The organism is Achromobacter sp. Marseille-Q0513 (genome assembly GCF_018195695.1).
Lineage (GTDB): Bacteria > Pseudomonadota > Gammaproteobacteria > Burkholderiales > Burkholderiaceae_B > Achromobacter.
On sequence record NZ_JAGTJY010000081.1, the window covers coordinates 1 to 25123 of the forward strand.

Sequence of the window (25123 nt, forward strand, 5' to 3'; positions counted from 1 at the left end):
GCGTGGGGCTGGGCGGGCTGGACCTGGCGACCGGCGGCGCGCTGACGGTGGCCGAAGCGCTGATGCTGGCCGATGGCGCACAGGTGGCGCTGACGGCCGGCAGGATCGACGTGCGCGCCGGCGTCACGACGCATGGTGGCGACATCAAGCTGAGCAATACCTTCGTGTCGCCCGACGCGAGCACCAAGCCGCGCGCCTTGTCCAAGGCGGGCGAGGTGGCGGCCATCGTGCTGCGCGAAGGCGCGGCGCTGGACGCGAGCGGGCGCTGGGTGGACCTGCAAGGCCGGGGCGTGGCCTCGCCGTGGCTGGGTCGGCTCGACGGCGGCCGCGTGACGCTGGACTCGCCGCATGGCATCGCGGTGGCGGCGGGCTCGCTGATCGACGTGTCTTCGGGCGGCGCGGTGCTGCACAAGGGCGAGACGCGCGCGGGCAAGGGCGGCGACGTGACGCTGCGGGCCGGTACGCCGGAGGTGGAAGGCGCGCAGGGCGCGCTGAAGATGGCGGGACAGCTGCGCAGCTACGGCATGGCCGGCGGCGGCACGCTGACGCTGGAGACGGACGGGACGGTGGTGATTGGCGGCGCGGATGCGCTGGCTAGCACGCTGGCCAACACGCCTGCCGGCGCACAGCAGCCCAAGCTCCAGCCTCAACCGCTGCTGCTGGACCCGTCGCTGCTGCGCACGGGCTTCGCGAAATACGACATCAACGGCCGCAACGGCCTGCGCGTGGCTGACGGCACGGTGCTGGACGTGGCCATGCCGGTGTACCGCTACGAGCCGGGCGATGAGGCCACGGGCCTGCGGCCGGCGCCGGCGCTGCTGCTGCCGCCGGCGTATCAGGAGGATCCGTTCAGGGGCGCGCTGACGCAGCGCGCGGGCGTGGACCTGACGCTGCGCTCGCAGCGCCAGGATCATGAGGGCGGTCATCTGCGCATCGGCGCCGGCGCGGTGGTGTCGGTCGATCCGGGCCGTTCGATCACGCTGTTGGGCGGCGGATCGAGCAGCATCGTGGTCGATGGCCGTCTGAACGCCTGGGGCGGCGCCATCTCGCTGGACATCAACGGACCGGCGACCAACAACCCCAAGACCAGCCTGCAACCCCACGCGCGCAGTATCTGGATCGGCGAACAGGGCGTGCTGGACGTGGCCGGGCGTGCCGTCAGCGCGACGGCGGTCGACGGCCGGCGCTACGGCAAGCTGGCCAATGGCGGCACCATCGCCATCGGCGGCAAGCTGGACTGGGATGCCAGCGGCAAGGCCACGGCGCCTGACGTGGCGGTCGTGCTGCGTCCCGGCGCGCGGCTCGACGCGTCCGGCGTCAGCGCGGTCTTCGACTATCAGGACGGCGCGCGCACGCGCACCGTCGCGGTGGCGTCCGACGGCGGCAGCATCGTGCTCAAGTCGTCCCACAGCCTGCACCTGGACGGCGCCATGGCGGCGCGCGCGGGCGGGGCGGGCGCGGCCGGCGGCACGCTGGCCATCGCGCTGGAAACGCCGGTCTTTCCGGTCTGGGTGGCGCCGGACGACGCGCTGCGCGCGCAGCGCGAATTCACGATCTCGCAGCACGCGCAGGACAGCGGCCTGCCGGCCGGCATCCAGCCCGGTCAGGCGGCGCTGGCGTCGCGCTACGGCGCCGGCCGCTTGTCGGCGGACCAACTGGCCGCCGGCGGTTTCGACAATCTGTCCTTGCTGGTCAACGGCATCCTTGGCTTCGACGGCGACGTGAGCCTGAGCGCGCGCCAGAGCCTGCGCCTGTATGCCGGCGCCTATGGCCTGACCGAGCGCGCGGCGGCCGGCAGCGCCGTGCGCCTGGCCACGTCGCATCTGCGCCTGGCCGGCGCCACGGGCGACGTGACGGACAGCGACGCCATGTATTCGGTGAATTGGCGCAAGGGAGCGTCCAGGCGCGCCAGCGACGCGCGCTTCAGCGCCGAGGCCGACCTGATCGAAGTGCGCGACCGCGCGGGCTTCGGCGGCGCCAACGGCAGCATCGAGCAGCAGGCCGGTCCCGCCGTGACGATAGACCGGCGCGGCTTCGCCGACGTCGAGCTGTACAGCCGAGGCGACTTGCGCCTGCTGGGCGGCACCGCCGCGCGCGGCCTGGCGGGCAAGACCACCACGGAACTCGCCGCCACCGGCAATCTGACCATCACCGCCGCGCAGATCTATCCGGCGGCCGATGTCGATGCGCAGATCGTGGCCGGCTACCAGCCGGGCAATACGCTGGAGATCCGCCGCCATGCCGGCGCCGATCCGGCCGCGCCGGCGTCCGTCTTCGGCCGCCTGCTGCTGGGCGCCAACACCCTGCGCCAGGGCGGGATCGTGCGCGCGCCGCTGGGTCAGCTGGTCCTCGGGACGGATGCGCGCGGCGCCTCGGCCGTGCGCGCCGAGCGGACCGAGCTGCTGCCAGGCAGCATCACGTCGGTTAGCGCGGCTGGCCTGATCCTGCCCTATGGCGGCACCGTGGACGGGCTGGCCTATCAATACAGCGGCACGACGATCACGCCACGGCCGCTGGGCGCCAGCGGCATCACGCTGGTGGGCGACAACGTGGTCGGCGCGGCGGGCGCCGTGCTGGACCTGTCCGGCGGCGGCAACCTGACGGGCGCGGGCTTCATTCCCGGCCGCGGCGGCTCGGTCGACATCCTGCGCACGCCGCTGGCCAACGCCAATCCGGTATTCAAGAACAGCGCGGCCGGCAATGCCGTCTATGCCATCGTGCCGGGCTACGCGGATCACTACGCGCCGGTCCTGGCCGACGCCGGCGCGGGCCAGCCGCTGGCGGGGCAGCAGGTCACGCTGCAACAGGACGCGGGCGGGCTCAAGGCCGGCACCTACACGCTGCTGCCGTCCACCTACGCCATGCTGCCCGGCGCCTACCGCGTCGAGATCGGCCCCCAGGCCATGCCGGGCGCGCCGTCCGTGGTGAACGGTTACGGATCCCAGGTGGCGACGGGCTATCTGGGCGTGGCCAACACGGGCATCCTGAAGTCCCTGCCGAACCAGCTGCTGGTGACGTCCGGCGACGTGCTGCGCAAGCACGCCAGCTACAACGAAACCGGCTACGACGCCTTCGTCGTGGCGGACGCCGCGCGCAAGGGCGGCATGCGCGGCCAGATCGCGGCCGACGCCCATGATCTCACGCTGGACTACCGCTATTTCAAGCCGCGGCCGGACAAGCCGCTGCTGGATTTCAACGGCGTGGCGCGCTTCGGCCGAGGCGATCAAAGCGGCCTGGGCGGCACCTTGATGGTCCAGGGTTACCGACTGGAGATCCTGCCCGATGGCGGCGTCGCCAGTGCGCCGGACGCGGCCGGGTTGCATGCCAGCGACCTCAACAAGTTCGGCGCTTCGCGCATGATCCTGGGCGGCTCGCTGGCCATGCGCCACGGCGACAACGTGGCGACCTTCCGCGCCGAGGCCTGGGAACTGACGCTGCGTTCCGGCGCCGTGCTGCGCGCGCCGGAAGTGTTCCTGCTGAGCCAGGCGTCCTTTGCCGAAGGCACCCGGATCGAGCGCGGCGCGTCGATCAACACGCTGGGCATGGGCGCCGCCGCCTACGACTCGACCCGTGGCGTGACCTTCGAGGCCGGCAACGCGTCGGTGCTGGGCCTGTCCAACGGCTGGATCAACCTGATGGCGCCGGAAGAGGGTCTCAGCAAGATCAGCGTGGGCGAATGCTTGTCCGTGGGCCCATGCGCCGGCGAGTCCACGCTGTATGCGCAAGGCACGATGGCGGTGGCGACCAACCGCTCGTTCTCGATGTCGGACCATGTGCGCTACGGCGCCCGGAACATGGTGCTGGCGGTGTCCGCCGTGAACATGGGTAGCGATGCCGCGCTGGCGCGCGCCGCCGCGGCGGGACAGCTGCCGTCGGGCATGTCGATGAACCAGGACGTGCTGTCGCGCCTGCTGGCGGGCAATGCCGGCGCGGGCGTGCCCGCGGTCGAGAACCTGATCTTCAATGCGCGCGACGCCGTCAATATGTACGGCCCGGTGGAGCTCGATGCGCGCGGCGGCGCCACCGGCAAGCCCGCGCTGCAACGCCTGGTGATCGGCGCGCCGGCCATCTACGGCTATGGCGCGGCGGGCGATACGGCGCTCATCCGGGCGCCCGAGATCGTCTGGACCGGAACCATGCCCAAGCGCAGCGACGGCGGCTCGGCCGATGTCACCCGGCCGCAGGCCGGCGCGGCCATCGCCGGCCTGCTGGGCGACGGCGCGCTGGCACTGGCCGCCGACCGCATCGTGCTGGGCTACGCGCCCGGTACGCAACCGGCCGCCGGCGGTGTGTCGGAACGGCTGGCGCTGGGCTTCGGCCAGGTCCGCCTGAACGCGGCCGAAAGCCTCAGCGCCAATGGTTCGGGCACGCTGGCCATTCATCACCGCCAGGGCGCCTACGTCGCGGGCAAGGGCTACGCGTACAGCGGCGGCGAACTGCTCATCAACACGCCGCTGCTCAAGGGCGCGGCCGCCTCGGTCAGCCGGATCAGCGCCGGCGGCGACATCGTGGTGCGCGGGCCGGCGGGCCAGACCGGCAGCGATGCGCTGGGCGCGGAGCTGAAGCTGGCCGCGCGCAACATCGTCCTGGACGCGCGGGTGGCGCTGCCCTCGGGCAAGCTGAGCCTGGAGGCCGACCAGGACATCCGGCTGGGCGACGGCGCGCAGCTCGACCTGGGCGGACGCGCGGTGGGCTTTTTCGAGCAGACGCGCTACAGCCAGGGCGGCGACCTGATCCTGCGCAGCCGGACCGGCAATATCGCGCAGGCGGCGGGCTCGTCCATCGACCTGTCCGCGCGCAACAACAATGCCGGCACGCTGCAGGCCGTCGCGCTGGGCGCGGCGGCGGGCCGCATCGCCCTGGATGGCCGCATCCTGGGCGGCGCCAGCGGCCGCTACGATGCCGGCGGCACGTGGGTGCCGCACGCGGGCGCCGAGATCACGCTGCGCGGCCAGACCGTGGCCGATTTCGCCGGCCTGAACGCGCGCCTGAACGACGGGCAGGCCTTTGGCGCGCGCCGTTTCCAGATCAAGCAGGGCGACCTGACGGTGGGCGACGAAGTGCGCGCACGCCAGGTCAGCATTTCGGTGGACAACGGCAGCCTGACCGTGGCCGGCCGCATCGACGCCAGCGGCTTCCAGACCGGCGCGATCAGCCTGGCGGCCGGACGCGACCTGACCGTGCTGGGCACGCTGGACGCGCACGGCACCGGCCTGCGCCGCGACAGCTACGGCTTCATCATCGACAGCCCCAATCGCGCCCTGGTTTCGCTGACCGCGCGCGACGGCACGCTGACGCTGGGGCCGCAGGCCCGCATCGACCTGCGCGCGGGCACCGAGGCCGCCGGCCACGACGGCCGCGCGCGCGGCACGCTGGACCTGAACGCCAGCCGGACCGGCGCCACCGATGGCAGCCGCGACGGCGCGGGCGCCAACGACGTCGCGCTGGTGGTGCAGGGCCGTCCGCAGGTGCAGGGCGCGGCCACCGTGGCGCTGAACGCCTTCCGCAGCTACAAGGACGAGCCGCTGGCCGACACGCCGGATGTGTCCGGCGCCACGCCCCAGCTGATCACGCAGAAGTTCCTGGAAGAACGCATCGACCGGGACAACAGCGCCTTCATCGACGCCGCGCTGGCCAACACCGCGCTGGCCGCGCGCCTGGCCGGGCTGGGCGAGTACCGCCTGCGTCCCGGCGCGGAAATCGTCAGCGACCCCACGATCAATCCGTCCGGCAACCTGGCCGTGGTCGGGGATCTGGACCTGTCGGGCCTGCGCTACGGTCCCGGCGCCAATCGCGCGGATCCCGCCCGTCGGGGTTTCGGCGAACCGGGCGTGCTGGTGTTGCGCGCGGCCGGCGATCTGGCCGTCTACGGCAGCATCAACGACGGCTTCGCGCCGCCGCCGGCCACGCCCGATGAAAAGGGTTGGTACCTGATCGAAGCGCGCGGCGCCAATGCACGACCGGCCACGCTGGGCAACGACGTGGTGCTGCCGATCGACGGCGTGGTGCTCGAGACCGGCACCCTGTTTCCCCGCAACGCCACGCTGAACTACGACGTGCCGGTGGCGGCGATGTCGCTGCCCGCCGGCACGTTGCTGCCCGCGGACGCGAAGCTGACGACCGCCTATACCCTGCCGGCCGGCGTCGTCGTGGCGGCCAATGTCTACAAGGCCGACGGCACGCTGGCGGTGGCGGCCGGCACGGTGCCGTCCGCCGACATCAGGCTGTCGGCCGGCATGCGCCTGGGCGCGGGCACGCGGCTGCAGCAGGACGCCGGCGTGGCCCCGATGGTGTGGCCCAAGGGCGCGGCGCTGCCAGTGGACGTGACCACCACCGGCAACATCACGCTGGCGCGCGGCGCGTTCATTCCGTCCATGGCCAAGGTCCAGCTGCCCAATGATGAGCCGGTCGCGCTGCGTCCGGAATCTGGCGGATCGCAGGGCCGCAACTGGGCCGTGGCCCCCATGCTGCCGGCCGGCACCACCAGCTGGAGCCTACAGATGACGGCCGGCGCCGACCTCGCGTCGAGCGACCGTGGCGCCACCGCGCCGTATGCCCAGGGCTCGGTGGTCCTGGCCGACCCGCACGCCATGCTGCGCATGACCTCGGTCGCCAGCGGCTCCGGCATGATCTGGCTCGATCACCGCATCACCACCGCGCTGCGCAAGAAGCCCGGCGATCCGGTCGAAGAACAGAACGTTCGCTACTGCACCTCGACCCCGGCCGCCTGCGCGATCGATCCCAAGCGCATCAGCTATACCTACACCGCGGCCGGCTCGATCGCGGCTGTCGGCGATAACTCGCTGGTGGGCAAGAAGATCCCCGACAACGTGATCGCGGGCGGCTTCTGCACCGCCGGCCCCGGCCGCTGCACGCAGGTCGTGGCGCCGGTGGCGCAGGTCACCACCGCCAACCTGTATTCGCCGATGTTCAGCGTGCTGCGCACCGGCACGGGCGACCTGGGCCTGAACGCCGCGCGTGACGTCAGCATGATGTCGCCGTTCGGCGTCTACACCGCGGGCACGCCGTCCCAGGCCCTGCTGGATGCGTCGGGCGCCAACCCATACAACCTGGCGCGCGGCAAGGTCAACGGCAGCATCATCGGCATGTCCAACGCCGCCTACAACGCCGCGCTGTCCGCCTATCAGGCCTGGTATCCGGAAGCCGGCGGCAACCTCACCGTCTCGGCGGGTCGCAACATCACCGGCGATGTCTGGGGCAGCCAGGCGTCGAACCAGCGCGCCCAGTTGCCCAGCGCGGGCGTGGGCAACTGGCTGTGGCGCCAGGGCACGGGCGGCATCGGCGGCGCCGATGCGGTGCCGGCCGCATGGTGGATCAACTTCGGCACGTACACGGCGCCGTTCAGCACCGCTACCGACCTGCCGTACCTGACCGGCTTCACCGGCTGGGGCACGCTGGGCGGCGGCAACCTGTCCATCACCGCCGGCGGCGACGCCGGCATCATCAGCATGCGCGGCGACCAGGGTGCGCAAGTCTATGCGCGCAGCCAGGCGCTGGTGGCGGTGGTCGGCAGCACCGGCCGGGTCGGTGCCGACGGCGGCATGACGCTGACCGGCGGCGGCGACCTGAGCCTGCGGGTCGGCGGCACGATCAATCCGAACTTCACGCTGGCCCAGTATGGTTCCGGCGGCAGCAACAACCAGAACGGCGACCTGAACGGCGTGCTGGTCAACCTGCGCGGCATGACCGTGGTGGACGCCGGCGCGGTCGGCATCGTGCAGCCGCGCTATCGCAGCGGGCAGCTGGCCGTGGCCGGCGGCGACGCCGACGCGGGCGAAGTGCGGGCCATCGATCCCTTCAAGGCCACCAATTCCGTGGTGAGCGGCGGCTTGATGCTGATGCCGGGTGATTCGCCGGTCTATCTGGACACGCGCCGCGACCTGGTGGTGCAGGACGCGGGCGATCCGGGCCGGGTCTACATCAATCAGAAGACCCCCTACAGCGTCAATGGCGTGTCCTACGACGGCGGCGGCCAGAGCTGGTTCTCGCTGTGGACGCCGGCCACCGCCCTTAATCTGTTCGCCGCGGGCGGCAACCTGACGCCCGGCACGCAGGCCGCCAACCGCTATGCCATCGGCGGCAATGGCAACCAGGTGGACACCCTGTCCGTCTATCCGTCCATCCTGCGCGCCACGGCGGCCAGCGGCGACGTCTACTACGGCTACTCGATCGGCACCGGCATGAACCGGGGCGACAACGGCGGCATGATCCTGGCGCCGTCGCCCTCGGGCGCGCTGGAGATGCTGGCAGCGGGCTCGCTGTACGGCGGTCTGTACGGCATCAGCATGTCGAGCAGCGACGCGCCGCTGCCCAGCCCGCGCCGGCCCGCTTTCCTGGGCGTGGACGCGTATGGCAACTATGTGCCGGCCGCGTCCAACGTCAGCCGCGAGGGTTCGGCCTCCAGCAACGGACGCTTCGATGGCGTGGCGGGCGTGGGACTCAGCGTCGTCAACGAGCTGTTCGCCTTCGGGCCGGACACGCCGTCCGACCGCTCGCTGCATGCGGGCGATGCCTCGTCCGCCCTGTTCTACGCCGCCGGCGGCGACATCATCGGCCTGAACACCGGCTGGCTGCAGAGCTTCCCGGCGAGCACCCAGCGCAGCGTGCTGACCTGGTACCGGGCGGCCTTGCCGGCGCGCATCCTGGCCAGCCGCGACATCGTCAGCGCCAGGGGGCTGGCGCTGCACAACAACGCGTCCGACGTGTCGCTGCTGCACGCCGGCCGCGACATCTGGTACGCCGACATGAAGGTCGCGGGCCCCGGCCTGCTGGACGTGGTGGCTGGACGCAACCTGGTGCAGGAAGACCGCGCCAGCATCGTCAGCGTCGGTCCCGCGCTGCGCGGCGACAAGCGGCCGGGCGCGGATATCGCGATCACGGCGGGCGCCGGCGCGGCCGGTCCCGACTACGCGGCGCTGGGCAAGCTGTACCTGGATCCGGCCAATCGCGCCGTGGCCGGCCAGACCCTGACCAGCCAGCCCGGCAAGGTGGTTCATACCTACGAGCGCGAGCTGGCCGACTGGCTGCGTGTCCAAGATGGCTACACGGGCAGCGACCAGGACGTGCTGGCGCGCTTCGAGGCCCTGCCGCTGGCCCTGCGCCAGACCTTCCTGCGCTCGGTGTACTTCGCCGAACTGCGGGCCGGCGGGCGCGAGTACAACGACCTGCAAGGACCGCGTCCGGGTTCCTACCTGCGCGGCCGCCAGGCCATCGCGGCGCTGTTCCCCGAGGGCGCTGCGCACGACGGCAGCATCTCGATGTTCGGGCCGTCCGGCGTGCGCAGCGTCAGCGGCGGCTCGATCCAGATGCTGGCCCCTGGCGGCCAGGTCGTGGTCGGCGTGCAGGGCGTGGCGCCGCCGGGCAGCGCGGGCCTGATCACGCAGGGCCAGGGTGACATCCAGGTCTATTCCAAGGGCAGCCTGCTGCTGGGGCTGTCGCGCGTGATGACGACCTTCGGCGGCGACATTCTGGCCTGGTCGGCCGAGGGCGACATCAACGCGGGCCGGGGCTCCAAGACCACGGTGGTCTACACCCCGCCGCGCCGCGACTACGACGCGCTGGGCAATGTGGTGATGGCGCCGCAGACGCCGGCGGCGGGCGCGGGCATCGCCACGCTGAACCCGATTCCGGAAGTGCCGCGCGGCGACGTGGACCTGATCGCGCCGCTGGGTACGATCGATCCAGGCGAGGCCGGCGTGCGCAGCTCGGGCAACGTCAACGTGGCGGCGCTGCATGTGGTCAACGCGGCCAACATCCAGGCCCAGGGCAACAGCAGCGGCGTGCCGGTGACGGCGGCGGTGAACACCTCGGCGCTCAGCTCGGCCAGCGCGGCGTCGGGCGCGGCGGCGGCCTCGGCCGAGGGCGAGGCGAACCGCTCGCGCAATGCCGCGCGCCAGTCGCAGCCGTCCATCATCTCGGTGCAGATCCTGGGCTTCGGCAATGAGGGCGCCGAGGGCGCGACGCAGGCGCCCGCCGGCGGGTCGGCGGGTTCGTCCGTGTCCTACGATCCGGCCAGCGCGGTCCGTATCCTGGGGCTGGGCGAATTGCCCGCCCAGGCGCAGCGCCAGCTGACCGAACGCGAGCGCGGCAACCTGGGCGCGCTGTAGCAGGGACGGGCGCGGCGTCCAAGGCGCCGCGTCCGCCTGTCTCTCCGTTCATCGCGGCGCGCGCGGTCACGGTCGTGCGCGCCAGTCACGGGAATACCTGGACATGATGCATCCCTTGTCTTTCGCGGGCCGGCGGACGGCCTGCCTTGTGCCGCCTGCCTGGCCGGACACCGCGGCGCGCCTGCGCGCGCATCTGGCGAACCGCTACGTGGCCCTGCACGGCCGCCTGGCCCGGCGCCTGGGCTGCGCCGACCTGGCCAGCGACAGCCTGCACAACGCCTGGCTGCGCCTGGCGCGGCCGGTGGCCGGCGAAGTCGCCAACCCCGACGCCTATGTGTTCCGCATGGCCTGTCACCTGGCGGTCGATCAGTTGCGCGAGCAGGCGCCGTGGCAATCGCTGGACGATCCGGAAGTCGCGGGATCGGAATTGGCGGACGACACGCCGGGGCCGCAGCAGGCGGCGGAATCGCGTTCGACCCTGGCCGCGCTGGCGCGGGCCATGGATGGCCTGTCGCGGCGCCAACGCACGGTGCTGTTGGCGCTGCGCGTGGAAGGCCGCAGCCGCGACGACGTGGCGGCGTGGCTGGGCCTGTCCACGCGCACGATAGATACCGCGTTGAGACAGGCGTTGCGGCATTGCGAAGAGGGAATGGAACGGTGCGCCGAGGTTGCTTGAGAAAACACCGGCTTGGGGCCGGTGTCAGGTGAATACCATCTCAGTACAGTCCGTTGGAGCGTCGTAGAACTTGCTTGTTTCACTGGTCTCGTACTTTCCGGTTAGGCCGAGTCCTAGTAGGGTGGCTTGGCCGGAACCGATTTTTGATTTCTTTTCCTCAGTTGCTTTGGCTGGAACCCATGAGCCGAGAAATGTGGTGTTTAGCAGGCGGGCAAGCAACGTTGGAATGTCTTCAATCGAATCTTCGCATGTAAAGAAGATCACATCATATTCAAAGCGTTGAAATGGCGGTTGTGGTAGGCGAGCAATGATGTCGGTATCATTCCGAGCAAGATTTTCCAGAATTCTCGCTAGTGAGGACTTTCCTATTCCTCTGTCTCCAAAAATAACTATCTGAGCACCTTCAGTCTGAAGGGCTATAGACAGTTTTCCAACTCTTTTTGTCTTCCTGCGAATCTATGGATGTCCGTTATTTCGCTGGAGGGCGTGAACGCATTCATTGGATTCTTGTTCATAATTGCGCTATTCGATAAGTAGATTAATCGGTGTCGCTCTCCTTGTAGCTCCAACTGTATTCGACGAATTTGTCAGTTAGAGGTTTTTTAGAAGTGCATAAAAAGGGCGAGTATTAGCTCGCCCCTGAGTGTTTTGCGATGCCTATCAATTAGCTGTGAGTGGAAACCAATGACGACATCTCCCTGCGCCGCCGCTGCCGCACCGCCGAGACCATCAGCAGGCAGATCAGCAGCACGCAGGCGGCCACGAAGCCCAGGCTGATGGGGCGCGTCACGAAGATCGACAGTTCGCCGCGCGACAGCAGCAGCGCGCGGCGGAAGTTCTCTTCCACCATCGGTCCCAGCACGAAGCCCAGCAGCAGCGGCGCGGGTTCGAAGCGCAGCCGCATCAGCGCGTAGCCGGCCACGCCGAACAGCGTCACCATGCCCACGTCGAACAGGTTGTTGTTGGTGCTGTACACGCCCACGCAGACGAAGAACAGCGCCGCCGGGAACAGGTAGCGGAACGGCACCGTCAGCAGCCGCACCCACATGCCGATCAGCGGCAGGTTCAGCAACAGCAGCAGGATGTTGCCGACCCAGAAGCTGGCGATCAGCCCCCAGAACATGTCGGCGTGCTCGACCATCATCTGCGGTCCGGGCTGGATGCCGTGGATGATGAGCGCGCCCAGCATCAGCGCCATGACCGGATCGCCGGGGATGCCCAGGCTCATGGTCGGGATGAAGCCGGTCTGCGTAGACGCGCTGGTGGCGGCCTCGGGCGCGGCGATGCCCTCGATGGCGCCGCGGCCGAAGCGGCGCGGGTCGCGCGCGACTTTTTTCTCGGTGGCATACGAGATGAAGGACGCGATGGTCGGCCCGGTGCCGGGCAGGATGCCGAAGGCCGCGCCGATCGTCGTGCCGCGCACCAGCGCGCCGCGCGACTGCTTGATGTCGCCGGCCTCGGGCCGCATGGACTTCATGCTGATCTTGGCGGCGGTGACCTTGGCGTCGCCGCCCAGCCGGTTGATGTTCTTCAGGAAGTCAGCCACGCCGAACAGCCCCATCGCCAGCGCCACGATCTGCAGCCCGTCGCTCAGCTCCAGCACGCCGAAGTGAAAGCGCATCACGCCGGTGTTGACGTCGGTGCCGACCACGCCCAGCAGCAGGCCCACCACCACCATGGCCACGCCCTTGATGGCCGAGCCCTTGGCCAGCGTGGCGCCGGCCAGCAGGCCCAGCATCATCATCGAGAAGTACTCGGCAGGGCCGAACTTGAAGGCCACGTCCACCAGCAGCGGCGAGAACAGGATCATCGCCAGGATGCCGATCGAGGCGCCGAAGAACGACGAGAACATCAGCATGAACAGCGCCGAGCCGGCCTTGCCGTTACGCGCCAGCGGATTGCCGTCCAGGCAGGCCACCGCGTGCGAGGCCGTGCCGGGCAGGTTCAGCATGATGGAGGTGATGCCGCCGCCGTACTGCGAGCCGTAGTAGATGCCCGACAGCATCACCAGCGCGGCGGTTGGCGTCATGGTGTAGGTCAGCGGCAGCAGGATGGAGATGGCGGCCAGCACGCCCATGCCGGGCAGCACGCCGATCAGGTTGCCCATGAACACGCCGAAGGCCGCCCACATCAGGTTGTCGAGCGCGAAGGCGATGGAGAACCCATGCACCAGGTTGTTGAAGATTTCCATGGCCGATCAACCCCAACGGAACAGCGGGAACTGCAACTGCAGCCCCCAGGAGAACACGGCCAGGCCCAGCAGCGTCACGCCCACGGACAGCAGCGCGGCGCTCTTGACCGTGTGCTGGCGGTCGCCCAGCGCCGAGATGAACACCAGCGCCAGCGTGGCCGGCACCAGGCCGCCGAACTTGCCCAGCGCGATGAAGGCCAGCAGTCCGCCGATGATGCAGCCCCAGCCGCGCCAGTCCGGCGTCGCGTCGGCCTCGGCTTCTTCATCGGCCGCTTGCGGTGCGTAGCCGGCGCGCACGATGGCCGCGCCCAGCAGCGCCAGCAGCACGCCCAGGATCATCGGGAACATGCCCGGGCCCATGCGGGCCAGCGAGCCGACGTTGTAGCTGGCCGCGTGGATGGCGGTGCCCAGCCCGAGCGCGATCATCGCGCCTCCGGCCCACCATTCGCGCCGAACGGCGCGGGATTGTTGCTGCATGGTTCGATCCTCCCTTTTTGCGGCATGCAGGCGCTGGATGCACGCCTAAGCTGACGCTTGGTTTAAAGAAAACTGAATTTCAGTTGAACGTGAGTCTAGGGAGCGAGACTTCCGATTGGCTTTCAGCGCGGAGGAATCGGACGACGGCGCGGGGTGTCGCGGGGGAAAACCAAGGGAAATCCCCGGTGCCGGGGCGGGCGGCGCGGACCAGGCGCCGCCCGCCAGGGGCGCGGGTTCGCGGGCTTGCTACGATGAAGCCCGGGCAGGCTTGTTGCCGGTCCCGGGATGGCGGAGGCAAGCGCATGGACGGCAAGGGCAGGCGGAAGGATTGGGTGGCGCGCGCCCCGCAGACCGCCGGGCTGGAACGGATCGAGGCCTATTTCGGCGGTCGAGGCTACGAGATGCATCGGCACGACACCTATGCCATCGGCCGCACCTTGTCCGGCGTGCAGAGCTTTCACTACCGGCGCGGACTGCGCCACAGCCTGCCCGGCGGCACGCTGGTGCTGCATCCGGACGAGGCGCACGACGGCCAGGCCGGCACCGACGCGGGTTTTCGCTATCGCATGCTCTATGTCGAACCCGCCCTGGTGCAGCGCATGCTGGGCGGGCGGCCCCTGCCTTTCGTGCCGGGCGGCTTGTCCGACGATCCGCGCTTGCGCGCGGCTGCCGAGCCGCTGCTGCGGGCGATGAGCCAGCCGCTGGATCCGTTGGAAGAGGCGGACGCGCTCTACGATCTGGCGCAAGCGCTGGCCGCCGTCGCCGGCCAGCGCGGCGGTCGCCGTGCGTTCGACTATGGCGCGGCCGAGCGGGCGCGCCAGCGCATCCATGATGGATTGGCCGGCCGGCTGACCTTGGCGGACCTGGAAGAGGCCAGCGGGCGCGACCGCTGGAGCCTGTCGCGCGATTTCCGCGCGCTGTACGGCGTCAGCCCCTATCGCTACGCCACGCTGCGCCGGCTGGATGCCTGCCGCCGGCTGATGTTGTCGGGGCAGGGCCTGGCCGAGGCCGCGCTGGGCGCGGGATTCACCGACCAGAGCCACATGAGCCGCCATTTCTCGGCTGCCTACGGCATGCCGCCGGGGCGCTGGCTGGCGATGCTGAGGGCGGGCGCCTGAGACATGTAGCGGTCCGGGCAGGCGGCCGCGCAAGCTGCACGATCTTACAAGACCGCTATTCCGCCGGCCGGTAGCCTGGAGTTTTCACATTCCAGGAGTCGCAGCATGTCCGCCGCCATCAATTTCGCCCGCAAGTTCGACCTCTTCAAGGAGCAATGGACGCCCAAGGTCATCGCCGAGATGAACGACTACCAGTTCAAGCTCGTCAAGATCCAGGGCGAGTTCGTCTGGCACTCGCACGCCGATACCGACGAGACCTTCATCGTCATCGACGGCGAGCTGCGCATCGATCTGCGCGACGGCGCCGTGACGCTGGCGGCGGGGGAAATGACCGTGGTGCCGCGCGGCGTCGAGCACAAGCCCCATGCCGAGCGCGAAGCCTGCGTCCTGTTGATCGAGCCGCGTGGGGTGCGCAATACCGGCGACGAGGAAGGGGAGCGGACCGCGCCGAACGATGTGTGGATCTAGGCGGGAACGTCGTGCCGGCGGCGACGTCCTGGCGTGCGCCGGCGGCGCGGCCAGGGGCCGGGCGGCGCTGGAAGTCCATAGGCGTTGTCCGGTCAGTGCCGGCGCGCTGTCCTGTCGGTGATCAAAACGAGGCGGGATTAACACCATCGGTAGAACAGTTTGTTCCGGCCGGAACATGTCTTTCCGGTGGTTCATGTCATGTGCCCGACGGTAGAATTCGTCCACATCGAACTCTCTATCTACCAGTCGAAAGGCAATATTCTCATGAGCAACGCTTATATCGACGCGCTGAAGAAGCGCCGCACGCAGTACGCGCTGGGCCGCAACCTGTCCCTGTCCAAGGAAGAGCTGGTCGCCCTGGTCAAGGACGCGGTCAAGCACAGCCCCTCGTCGTTCAACTCGCAAAGCTCGCGCGCGCTGGTGCTGTTCGGCGCCGAAAGCGTGAAGCTCTGGGATCTGGCCATCGAAGCCGTGCGCAAGGTCGCCCCGGCCGAAGGCTTCGACAAGACCGAAGCCAAGCTCAAGAGCTTCGCCGCTGGCGCCGGCACCATCCTGTTCTTCGAAGACCAGGACGTGGTCCGCAGCCTGCAAGAGAAGTTCGCGCTGTACGCCGACAACTTCCCGGTCTGGTCGGAACAGGCCGGCGGCATGGCCCAGCTTTCCGTTTGGGCCGCGCTGGCCAACGCCGGCGTGGGCGCCAGCCTGCAGCACTACAACCCGCTGGTCGACGCCGACGTGGCGCGCGAGTGGAACATTCCCGCCAGCTGGAAGCTGCGCGCGCAGATGCCGTTCGGTTCGAACGAAGCCGGCTTCGGCGAAAAGGCCTTCATGGACGACGCCGAGCGCTTCCGCGTGGCCGGCTAAGCAAGCGGGGGCATGTTCCCCCGTTGGCCTTGCGCGAAACCCGCGCCCGTCTCTGCAAAGACGGCGCGGGTTTTGTTTTGGGCGCGGTTCCTGGCGCTGCGGGCCGCGCGGCCCGCATGGGGAACCGCCTGGCCGGCGCGGTCAGGGCGACAGATTGGCGAGATAGACCAGCCCGAACGCCAGCAGGCCCAGCCCCTGCGCGATCATCAGCCAGCGCGCGCCCGCCGGCCTGCCCGCCGTATGCCAGTAGCCTGCCACGAAGGGCAGGCACAGCGCGTTGGCCACGGTGGCGGCCAGCGCCGCCAGCCAGGGCTTCAGGCCCGGGAACATGCCGCCGCTCTGGGCCAGCATCCAGATCGTGACGACAACGCCGGCCGCGCCGATCAGGCCGGCCATGATGGCGAAGAAGCGGGACGCGGCGGCTTTCTCTTCGGCAAGCATCGGACGGCTCAGGTCAGACGCGCGCCGTTCGGCACGTCCGCGTCCGGCGCGGCCAGCACGATGTCGCCAGCCGCGTCGGCGAAGCCCAGCACCAGCACCTCCGAGCGCACCGGGCCGATCTGGCGCGGCGGGAAATTCACCACGGCCATCACGCGCCGGCCCGGCAGTTCTTCCAGCGTGTAGTGCGTGGTGATCTGCGCCGAGCTTTTCTTCACGCCCACGCCTGGCCCGAAATCGATGGCCAGCTTGTAGGCGGGCTTGCGCGCTTCGGGAAAGGCCTCGGCGGTCTGGATCGTGCCGACGCGGATGTCCACCTTCATGAAGTCGTCGAAACCGATGGCGTCGGCAGGCGGGGACGCGGGATCTTGCGTGTAATGCATGCGGATCTCTCTGTATGAATCATGGGGAAACCTGCCCGCATTATCTCTCTTCGCTTCGTCGTGGCCTCAGACCGGCAGCAGGGGTTCCGCCTGGTAGGCGCGATGCAGCAGCGCCAGGAAGCCGGGCGCCGGCGGCACGTCGGTCGCGCCGATGCGCCGCACGGGCACGCCCGCCGTCCACGAGTTCATCACCACGGCGCCTTTCAGCTCGCGCAGGTCTTCGGCCTTCAGTTCCTGCTCGCGCTGCGGCGCGCCCAGCCGCTCCAGCTGCCGGCGCACGATGCCCATCGTGGTGCCGCCCAGCATCGCCGCCCGTGGCCACACCACGGATTCGCCATCCCAGAATGCCAGGTTCCAGATCGTGGCCTCGCTCAGCCGTCCGTGCCGATCGACAAAGGCCGCGTCGTCGTGGCCCTGGCCGGCGGCCTCGCGCAGCAGATAGGTCTTGGCGACTTCGCCCACATGCTTGACCCCGGGCAGCATGCGCTCGTGCTCGACCAGCGCCAGCGACAGCGGACCGGCGGGGCCCTTGGCGGGCGGCGCCGTATGGACCAGCAGGCGCGGGCGCGCGTCGGGGCCGGCAACGGTGAATTCGCCGGCGGGGGAGTACACCGTGGCCATCAGCGACAGGTCCGGCGGCCCGGCCTGGATCGCGGCCCGCACCCGCGCCAGGACTTCCTCGTCGGGCAGCGCCTGGCCGTACAGCGCCTGCGAGGCGGCCCGCAGGCGAGCCAGATGCAGGTCCAGGCCGCGCGCGCGGCCGTCGCGGATCTGCAGGGCGGTGAAGTGGGCATAGCCGGCGAAGGCCAGCGGCGCCAGCGCGGCGGCGTCGGCGTCCTGGCCGTCGACCTGGGATACGTAGCGGGTATTCGGGGAAAGCGGATCTGTCGTCATGGGATATGTGGGCGGGATGGAATGACGTTCAATATCCCTTATTGATGCAGCCATGGGAAACGAGTATTTTTCGAAGCGTCATCAAGAAAAATTTGAAGATCATGAGCCGCGTCTTTCCCGCTGGCCGGGCCCTGCGCACCTTCGAGGCCGCCGCCCGCCACCTGAACTTCAGCCGCGCCGCCGACGAACTGGGCCTGACGCCCGCCGCCGTCAGCTACCAGATCAAGGACATCGAGGCGCAGCTCGGCCTGGCGCTGTTCGCGCGCACCAGCCGCAGCATCCGGCTGACGCCGGCGGGCGAGGCGCTGGCCGGCGCCGCCGCCGATGCGCTGGACGGCCTGCGCCGCGCCACCGCTCGGGCGCGTCGGCTGGCGCGCGGCCAGCAGACGCTGCGCCTGTCAGTGGGCGCGCGCTTCGCCACGAACTGGCTGCTGCCGCGCCTGCCGCGCTTTCGCGCCGCGCATCCGCAATGGGAGCTGAGCTTCGATATCAGCGATGCGCTGCGCGACTTCGACGCCCATGACCTGGACGCGGCCATCCGATATGGCGCGGGCCGCTATCCCGGCATCGTGACGCACCGGCTGTTCAGCACGGTGGTGGTGCCGGTCTGCAGCCCGCGCCTGCTCGAAGCCGGCCCGGCGCCGCGTCAGCCGCGCGACCTGGCCGCGCATACGCTGTGCTACGTGGATTGCCGGCCCGGCGGTGTGGTCTGGCCCAACTGGGCGCTGTGGATGGCCGCCGCCGGCGTGCCGGATTTCGACGACAGCGGCTGCGTCGCCTTCACGGAATCCAGCCATGTGGCGCAAGCGGTCATGGACGGCGGCGCGGTCGGCCTGGTGGAGCGGGAGCTGGTCGCGCGCGAGCTGGCTGAGGGCCGGCTGGTCCAGCTGTTCGACGTGGGCGTGACGGCGGGCGGCGACCATGCCTATCACCTGGCCTATCCCGAATCCGGCGCCAACGCGCCGGGCGTGGCGGCGCTGCGCGACTGGATGCTGGCGGAATTGGGGCGTTCCGAGGCCTGAAATCGCCGCGCGGCGCGCGCCGCCATCCGTGCATAATCACGCATGGCCGGCCCGCGCACGCGGCAGATGGCCGTCGCGCCCCAGCTTCTCGCAAAGGAACCGCCGTGGACCGGATACTCTCGGAATTGTCGACGACCCTGCCCAACGCCAAGAGCGTCGAGGAACTGGCGCGTCCGTTGCTGGACATGCTCGGGGTCATCACCGGGCTGGAGTCCACCTACCTGACCTCGATCGACCTGCAGGCCGGCGTCCAGCACGTGCGCTATGCGCGCAATGAAGGCGGCATGCAGATCCCCGAAGGCCTGGACGTGCCCTGGGCCGACACGCTGTGCAAGCGCGCGCTGGACGAAGGGCGCACCAGCACCAGCGATGTCGCGAGCTGCTGGCCGGACTCCGAGGCCGCGCGCAAGCTCGGCATCCAGACCTATGTCAGCGCGCCGGTGCGCGCCGACGACGGCACGTTGCTAGGCACGCTGTGCGGCGCCAGCGCCAGCCAGCAGGCCGTCGCGCCGCAGGCCGAGGCCGTGCTCAAGCTGTTCTCCGCCATGCTCGCCAATTTCATGGAACGCGAGCTGCTGGTCGAGCAGCTGCGCTCGGCCAATGTGCGGCTGCTGTCGTATGCGCTGAGCGATCCGCTCACCGGCCTGCCCAACCGCCGCGCCATCTACGAAGAGCTGGAGCGCCTGCAGGGCCGCGCGCTGCGCGAGGGCGGCAGCATCCTGGTCGGCGTGATCGACCTGGACGGCTTCAAGTCCATCAATGACGCCCACGGCCACCAGAACGGCGACATCTTCCTGCAGGAAATGGGGCGCCGGCTGGCCGCGTCGCTGCGCGCTTCCGACATGCTGGGCCGGCTGGGCGGCGACGAATTCGTCCTGATCGGCCCGGGGCCGGCCCTGGCGCGCGGCGATACCGGGCCCATCGGCCACGAGATCCTGCGCGGCGACGCCGAAGAGGCCGCGCGCGCGCTGGAGGACCGCACGGCGGTGGCCACGCTCGGCAACTTCCAGCTGGGCGAGATCACGCTGCCCTACGACGGCGCCAGCGTCGGCGTGGTGGCGCTGGATCCGCGCGGCCTGACGGCCGAGGAAGCGGTCAGGCTGGCCGATACGCGCATGTACGTGGTCAAGCGGGCGCGCAAGGGCGCGCGCGTCATGCATTGAACGCGGCCGCCGCGCGCCGCGCCGCCTGACGCCAAGGCGCCGGGGCCTAGAAGCCCGCTTCCCGCCAGAACACGCTGGCCGCCGTGCGCAGCAGGCGCGCGCCCGGCGCCTCCCAATCACCATGGATGCTGACCCGGCCGCGCCAGCTGTGCTGGCGCGCCTGGGCGGGCGGATCGGCGCTTTCCACGTCCAGCATCACCCGATACACCGGCCGTTCCGGGTAGAGCAGGTTTTGCGACGCGCGCACCTGCACGTCGCCGCCGGCGGGCGCGGACAGCACCGCTTCCTGCAGCACGCGGGTGGCGTCCTGGTCGATGCTGCGCACGCGCAGGTCCAGGTCCGGCCCGGCGCCGCCATCGGCGATGAAGCGCGCCGCCTGGCCGGCGCGCAGGCGCGGCAGGGCATCCTCGGGCACATAGGCCACCACCTGCAGCGGACCCGCGCTCACGACGCGTCCCAGCAGCTCGCGGCGGCCCAGCCATTCGCCCTGGCGCAGGTCCGGATCGCGGTCGCGCAGCCGGCCGGCGCCCGGCGCTTCCAGGCGGTAGCGGGCCGCTTCGCTGTCCACCACGCCCTGCTGCGCCTGCGCCTCGGCCTGGCGCTCGCGCAGCACCTGCCAGTCGCGCCGCAATTCGGGATCGAAGCCGGCGGCGGCGGACTGCCGCGCCAGCTGCAGCGAGCGCGCCTGGCTTTGCGCGGCGCTGGCGGCCAGCGTAGGCGTGTCCAGCAAGAAGGCGTCTTCATGCGCCTGCAGCGCCTGCCCCTCGGCGGGCGGGGCCGAGGCCAGCCGCGAGGCCTCGGGCGCATGCAGCGGCCATTGTTCGCGCGCTTGCAGCAGGCCGCTGCCGCGCACAGGCATGGGCCAGGGCGCGAAGGCGCCCAGCACGATCAGGATCAGCAGCAGCGCGCTCCAGCGGGCGCGCCGGCTGCCCGCGATGGCCGCGCCGCGCTGCCGCCACGCGCCGATCTCGGACCACAGGGGACGGGCGATGAACCACACGATTTCCACCAGGAAAAGAAAGATGCCCAGGGCCTTGATGAAGAAGTGATAGACCAGGGCCGCGATGCCCAGGAACAGGACCAGGCGGTAGATCCAGGTGGCCCAGGCGAACAGGATCAGCCCGCGCCGCCGCGTGGCGGAAAAGTGTTCCGGCGCCGGCTCGCCCAGCGCGAACAGCCGTTCGCGCAGGTCCCAGCGCGCCAGCGCGAAGGCGCGGGCATGCAGGTTCGGCATCTGCAGGAAATCCGACAGCAGGAAGTAGCCGTCGAAGCGCATGAACGGGCTGGCGTTGATCAGCAGGGTGCTGATCCAGGTGGTGGTGGCCAGCAGGAAGGCCATCGAGCGCAGCGGGCCGTCCGGCAGCCAGACCCAGGCCAGCATGGCCCAGACGGCGATGGCCAGCTCGGTGGCGATGCCCGCCGCCGCGACCTTCAGGCGCTGGTCGCGGCGCGTCAGCTTCCATACCTCGTTGGTGTCGGTATAGGCCACCGGCCAAAGCACCAGGAAGGCCACGCCCATGGTCGGCACGCGGCAGCCGTAGCGCTTGGCCGTCACGCCATGGCCGAACTCGTGCAGCGTCTTCACCGCCGCCAGCGTCAGGCCGTAGGCGGCCAACCCCTCCCAGCTCAGCATGTCCACCAGCGTGGCGGTGTAAGCGTCCCAGGAACGCGACACGCCCCACAGCCCGGCCAGCAGCGCGGCCAGCGTCAGCCAGCGGAAGGCGGGCCCGTACAGGAAGGCCAGCCTTGGCGTCCAGCGCGTCAGCCAGCGGTCCGGGCGCAGCAGCGGCACGCGGAAGAACAGGTAGTTGTGCAGCAGCCATTGCGACCAGCCGGCGCGGCGGCGCTGGCGCTGCTCGGCCAGCTCGGCCGCGCCCAGCGGGGCCGGCTGCAACAGCTCGTGCTGCGCCAGGAAGCGGTGCATGGCCTCGACATCGTCCGCTTCGGCGCGCAGCGTGGTTTCCGCCTGGATGCGCCGCGCGATCACGCTGGGCCAGCGCAGCCGCCAGCGCTGCAGGATCTCGAAACTGGCCCAGTCGATCTGGAAGAACAGGTTGCGCACCGGATCGTGCAGCGTCCAGCTGGGCTGGCCGTCGGGCAGGGCCGGGCCGGGCAACAGGTCCAGCTCGTCGCGCAGCGGCGGCAGGGGCGCGGCCGGCGTCATAGCGCCACGAACTGGCGGATGGCCGCCCAGGGCTTGCGCAGGATCCAATAGGCCAGCGGCACGCGCTCGCCCTGCAGCTTGGCGGTGCCCTTCAGGCCGATGCGCGGTCCCTGGGCCTGGTCCAGCGAGGCGCGCAGGCGGTAGGCGTAGCTGCCGTCGGGCCGGGCCACGGCATCGTAGGCCATGTAGCGCACGCGGCCCTGCACGGCCGTCAGCGGGTCGGCGGCCAGGTACAGCCGCAGCGGCGCGCCCTCGGCCAGCGGAATGGCGTCGCCCACCGGCACCCAGGCCTCGATCTCCACCGCGCCCGGATCGGCCACGCGCATGACGCGTTCGCCGGTCTGCACCGGTTTGCCTATCCATTCCGACGGCGAATCGAACAGCACCATGCCGTCCCGTGGCGCGGTCACGCTGGCGCGACCCAGCTGCTCGGCCAGGAAGGCCTGTTCGGCGCGGCGCTCGCCGATCTTGCCGGCCAGCGCCGCCAGCTGCGCCTTGGAACGTGGGTCGCCCAGCGCCATCTGGGCGAACTGGCGGTACTCGGCTTCGGCCGTGTTCAGCGCCTGTTGCGCCACCTGCAGGCGGCTGGCGATCTGGGCCTCGTCCAGGCTGAACAGCGGCTGGCCTTGTTTCACGGACTGGTTGGGCTGCACATGGATCTGCGCGACCACGCCGTCCAGCGGCGCGCGCAGCACGGCGGGCTGCGCGGCGACCAGTTCGCCCGGCGCCAGCACCGACAGGCGCACCGGTATCGCGCCGGCGGCCAGCAGCGCGCAGGCGGCCCACAGGCTGGGGCGCCGCCAGCCGCGTCCCGCCTCGGTCGGCCGCGCGCGGGCGCGGCTGCGCCAGGCATCCCAGGACCAGGGCCGGGCGCGCTGCAAGGCCTGCCATGCATGGCACCAGATGCGGCTCCACTCGGTCAGCAGCGGCAGCAGCGTCGGCGCGACGGGATCGGCGCCAGCCAGCAGCAGGCCGCCGGCGGGCGCGGCATCCGGTTCCGGACGCGTCCGCAGCGGCAGCCACACGCCCTGCGGCGGCAGCCATTCGCGCCATTGCGCGCCGAGTTCGTCCGGCAGGTCGGCGGCCGAGACCGCGCGCGCCGTGTCGCCGCCCGCCCGCGCCAGATGCGCGCAGGCGCGCGCCAGCCATTGCGCATAGGGCGCGTTGCGGTCGGGTTGCACCACGCCCGACAGCGCGGCCACGCCGCCCGCTTCGCGCCACAGGGCGGCCTGCCGGTAGGGCGCCAGCAGCCGCGTATCGTTGACCAGCAGGAATTCCAGCTCGGGCAGGCTGGCCGCGAGGCGGGCGCGGTGGCCCAGCTCCAGCAGCAGCACCGCCGGGCTGGCGGCCTCGGGCGCTTCAGGCATGTTCAAGCGCGACCCCGTCATGCGTCATGGTTCAACCCCGCAGCCGCTGCGCCGCGCCGGCCGCCGTGCGCGCCAGTGTGGCGCGCTGCATCTGCTCGGCCAGGCCGGAGCGTCCGGCGGGCGCCTGGCGTTCGGCCGCATGGCGGCCCGCGCTCAGCTTGAACACGGTCGAGGCCTCGTTGCCCCGATCGTCGCGCGCCGTCAGGCGCAGCGCGATCTCGCCCGCGAAACCGCGCGGCGGTTCCGCTTGCAGGCGTCCGCTGCGCGGATCGAATCGGATCCAGGCGGGCAGGGGGCGGCCATCTTCCAGCGTCAACGACAGCTGGATCCGGGCGTCGGCCCGGGTGTGGCCGAAGACCGAGGACGGGATGCGCAGGTCCAGCGCCGCGCCGGGTTCCAGCGCGAGCGTGTCCAGGCCGCGCAGGACCACGAGTTCCTGGCCCGGCGCATCGCTGGCGCCGATGCGCTGCGGCGCATAGACGGCGGCGGCCGGCCGTTCATCCGTGGCACGCGGCGCGGGAGTCTGCCTGGCGCCGTGTTCGTCCATCGCCCAGGCCAGCGGCGACGCGTGCGCGGGAGAGCGCGAGCCGGTCTGCGCGCCGCCGAGCGAGGGCAGGAATTCGTCGCGCGGATCGTCGACCGGCGACAGGCCGGCCACGGGCAGGGCCAGCGACGGCAAGGACGTACCGGGCGGGGAATCGGGACGCACGAAGGGCGGCACCTGGCTTTGGACGGAGAAGGACAGCGACGAGACGGCCGAGGCATTGCCGGCCGCGTCCCACTGCCGCACCTGCACCGCGTGCGCGCCGGGCGCGTCCAGCGTCAGCTGGCTGCCCTGGCCGTCGCGCCAGCTGGCGCCGCCGTCCAGCGAATACTGCCAGCGGCCGCCGCTTTCCAGGCCGTCGACGCGTAGCACGCCGTTGCCGCTGAGCAGGCCGCCGGCCGGATCGAGCGCGCGCTGTTCCAGGTTCAGCACCGGACTGGCCGGCGGCTGCGTGTCGATGCGCAAGGCGCCGGACAGCGCGCTGCCGCTGCCGGCGTTGCCGGCCAGGTCACGCACCTGGCGCAGGTCCAGCGCGATGGCGGCGTTGGCCAGGTCCGCGCCGGCGGCCGGCGTATAGGTGGCCGTCCAGGTCAGGCCGCCGTCGGTCGAGGACAGGCCGGTGAGCGTGCCGCCGGGCAGGGTGAAGGCGCTGGCGTCCAGCGACTGGATCGCCTCGCTGAAGCGGATCGTCAGCCGCGTGCTCTGGCCGGCGGCCAGCAGCGCGTCGGCCAGCGTCAGCGTCGCCGTGGGCGGCGTGACGTCGCTGGGCGTCACGGCGATGGCGATGCTGCTGGTGGCGCCGAGCGCGCCGCCGCTACCGCTGTTGCCCTGGTCGTCGGTGACGATTCGCAAGGTCGCGGGGCCGACATAGTTGGTCGCGGCTTCGTAGACCAGTCCGTCCAGCGCGGCGTTGATGTCGGCCAGCGTGCCGGTGAACGTCAGCGTGGCCGAGCCATTGGCCGTGCCGTTCATGAACGTCAGGCCCGCGAGGCGCGACAGGCGCAGCAGGCCGTGGTCCGTCGACAGCGTCACCAGCAGCTGGCCGCCGCCGGCGTCCACGTCCTGGATGCGGATGGCATTGCCATGCGCGGCGTCGAACACCAGCGGCGAACCGCCGGCCGTCTGCTGCGAACCCGGCACGATGTTGACGGGGGCGTCGTTGACCGCCGCGATGTCGAGCGTGATGCTCGCGCTGGCGGTCTGGCTGCCGCCCGAGCCGGTGTTGCC

General features: G+C 70.8%; 15 protein-coding genes. 7 read left to right on the forward strand and 8 right to left on the reverse strand.

Annotation, left to right across the window (positions count from 1 at the left end; genetic code table 11):
* Window positions 1-47: 47 nt before the first annotated feature.
* Entirely contained in the window at window positions 48-10127 is a 10080-nt protein-coding gene (locus KDH83_RS16915; protein WP_212317986.1) for a filamentous haemagglutinin family protein, read from the forward strand.
* A gap of 103 nt (window positions 10128-10230) precedes the next feature.
* Complete coding sequence (locus tag KDH83_RS16920) at window positions 10231-10803, forward strand: sigma-70 family RNA polymerase sigma factor (protein WP_212317962.1); 573 nt, start codon at window positions 10231-10233, stop codon at window positions 10801-10803.
* Between the two features lie 664 nt (window positions 10804-11467).
* Here the strand turns inward: KDH83_RS16920 and KDH83_RS16925 are convergent.
* Both KDH83_RS16925 and KDH83_RS16930 read right to left on the reverse strand, forming a co-directional pair.
* Entirely contained in the window at window positions 11468-12994 is a 1527-nt protein-coding gene (locus KDH83_RS16925; RefSeq protein ID WP_212317964.1) for a tripartite tricarboxylate transporter permease, read from the reverse strand.
* Window positions 12995-13000: 6 nt separating this feature from the next.
* On the reverse strand, window positions 13001-13471 hold the full coding sequence (locus KDH83_RS16930) for a tripartite tricarboxylate transporter TctB family protein (RefSeq protein WP_212317966.1): 471 nt from the start codon (window positions 13469-13471) through the stop codon (window positions 13001-13003).
* A gap of 302 nt (window positions 13472-13773) precedes the next feature.
* Between KDH83_RS16930 and KDH83_RS16935 the strand changes: the two genes are divergently transcribed.
* From KDH83_RS16935 to KDH83_RS16945, 3 genes are all read left to right on the forward strand, one after another.
* Window positions 13774-14589, forward strand: a complete 816-nt coding sequence (locus tag KDH83_RS16935; protein WP_212317968.1) for an AraC family transcriptional regulator — start codon at window positions 13774-13776, stop codon at window positions 14587-14589.
* Window positions 14590-14694: 105 nt separating this feature from the next.
* Window positions 14695-15057 carry a cupin domain-containing protein gene (locus KDH83_RS16940; protein ID WP_212317970.1) on the forward strand — a complete coding sequence of 121 codons (363 nt, stop codon included), beginning with the start codon at window positions 14695-14697 and terminating at the stop codon, window positions 15055-15057.
* Window positions 15058-15321: 264 nt separating this feature from the next.
* Window positions 15322-15921: a nitroreductase family protein gene (locus tag KDH83_RS16945; protein ID WP_103272973.1), complete on the forward strand. Its 600-nt coding sequence runs from the start codon at window positions 15322-15324 to the stop codon at window positions 15919-15921.
* A gap of 141 nt (window positions 15922-16062) precedes the next feature.
* Here KDH83_RS16945 and KDH83_RS16950 read toward each other — a convergent pair whose 3' ends face one another.
* The 3 genes from KDH83_RS16950 to KDH83_RS16960 all read right to left on the reverse strand — a co-directional run bounded on the left by KDH83_RS16950 (window position 16063) and on the right by KDH83_RS16960 (window position 17636).
* Window positions 16063-16362: a hypothetical protein gene (locus KDH83_RS16950; protein ID WP_212317972.1), complete on the reverse strand. Its 300-nt coding sequence runs from the start codon at window positions 16360-16362 to the stop codon at window positions 16063-16065.
* 8 nt (window positions 16363-16370) lie between these two features.
* Complete coding sequence (locus KDH83_RS16955; RefSeq protein ID WP_212317974.1) at window positions 16371-16742, reverse strand: tRNA-binding protein; 372 nt, start codon at window positions 16740-16742, stop codon at window positions 16371-16373.
* A 66-nt stretch (window positions 16743-16808) separates the two neighbouring features.
* Entirely contained in the window at window positions 16809-17636 is an 828-nt protein-coding gene (locus KDH83_RS16960; protein WP_212317976.1) for an aminotransferase class IV family protein, read from the reverse strand.
* 101 nt (window positions 17637-17737) lie between these two features.
* Here KDH83_RS16960 and KDH83_RS16965 point away from each other — a divergent pair, with 101 nt between their 5' ends.
* Entirely contained in the window at window positions 17738-18658 is a 921-nt protein-coding gene (locus KDH83_RS16965) for a LysR substrate-binding domain-containing protein (protein WP_212317978.1), read from the forward strand.
* Between the two features lie 104 nt (window positions 18659-18762).
* On the forward strand, window positions 18763-19821 hold the full coding sequence (locus KDH83_RS16970; protein ID WP_212317980.1) for a sensor domain-containing diguanylate cyclase: 1059 nt from the start codon (window positions 18763-18765) through the stop codon (window positions 19819-19821).
* Between the two features lie 46 nt (window positions 19822-19867).
* Here KDH83_RS16970 and KDH83_RS16975 read toward each other — a convergent pair whose 3' ends face one another.
* The 3 genes from KDH83_RS16975 to KDH83_RS16985 all read right to left on the reverse strand — a co-directional run.
* Window positions 19868-21985 carry an HlyD family efflux transporter periplasmic adaptor subunit gene (locus KDH83_RS16975; RefSeq protein ID WP_212317982.1) on the reverse strand — a complete coding sequence of 706 codons (2118 nt, stop codon included), beginning with the start codon at window positions 21983-21985 and terminating at the stop codon, window positions 19868-19870.
* Window positions 21982-23352 (reverse strand): HlyD family efflux transporter periplasmic adaptor subunit, encoded by a 1371-nt coding sequence (locus KDH83_RS16980; RefSeq protein ID WP_249205166.1) that lies wholly within the window; start codon window positions 23350-23352, stop codon window positions 21982-21984. The genes KDH83_RS16975 and KDH83_RS16980 overlap by 4 nt, the downstream gene beginning before the upstream one ends.
* A gap of 31 nt (window positions 23353-23383) precedes the next feature.
* On the reverse strand, window positions 23384-25123 hold a 1740-nt coding region (locus KDH83_RS16985), incomplete at its 5' end, for an Ig-like domain-containing protein (RefSeq protein WP_249205164.1).

Coding starts and splice junctions, on each gene's coding strand:
- KDH83_RS16920 (WP_212317962.1), top strand. CDS start 10,231: ATGATGCATCCCTTGTCTTTCGCGGGCCGGCGGACGGCCTGCCTTGTG.
- KDH83_RS16925 (WP_212317964.1), bottom strand. CDS start 12,994: ATGGAAATCTTCAACAACCTGGTGCATGGGTTCTCCATCGCCTTCGCG.
- KDH83_RS16930 (WP_212317966.1), bottom strand. CDS start 13,471: ATGCAGCAACAATCCCGCGCCGTTCGGCGCGAATGGTGGGCCGGAGGC.
- KDH83_RS16935 (WP_212317968.1), top strand. CDS start 13,774: ATGGACGGCAAGGGCAGGCGGAAGGATTGGGTGGCGCGCGCCCCGCAG.
- KDH83_RS16940 (WP_212317970.1), top strand. CDS start 14,695: ATGTCCGCCGCCATCAATTTCGCCCGCAAGTTCGACCTCTTCAAGGAG.
- KDH83_RS16945 (WP_103272973.1), top strand. CDS start 15,322: ATGAGCAACGCTTATATCGACGCGCTGAAGAAGCGCCGCACGCAGTAC.
- KDH83_RS16950 (WP_212317972.1), bottom strand. CDS start 16,362: ATGCTTGCCGAAGAGAAAGCCGCCGCGTCCCGCTTCTTCGCCATCATG.
- KDH83_RS16955 (WP_212317974.1), bottom strand. CDS start 16,742: ATGCATTACACGCAAGATCCCGCGTCCCCGCCTGCCGACGCCATCGGT.
- KDH83_RS16960 (WP_212317976.1), bottom strand. CDS start 17,636: ATGACGACAGATCCGCTTTCCCCGAATACCCGCTACGTATCCCAGGTC.
- KDH83_RS16965 (WP_212317978.1), top strand. CDS start 17,738: ATGAGCCGCGTCTTTCCCGCTGGCCGGGCCCTGCGCACCTTCGAGGCC.
- KDH83_RS16975 (WP_212317982.1), bottom strand. CDS start 21,985: ATGACGCCGGCCGCGCCCCTGCCGCCGCTGCGCGACGAGCTGGACCTG.
- KDH83_RS16980 (WP_249205166.1), bottom strand. CDS start 23,352: ATGCCTGAAGCGCCCGAGGCCGCCAGCCCGGCGGTGCTGCTGCTGGAG.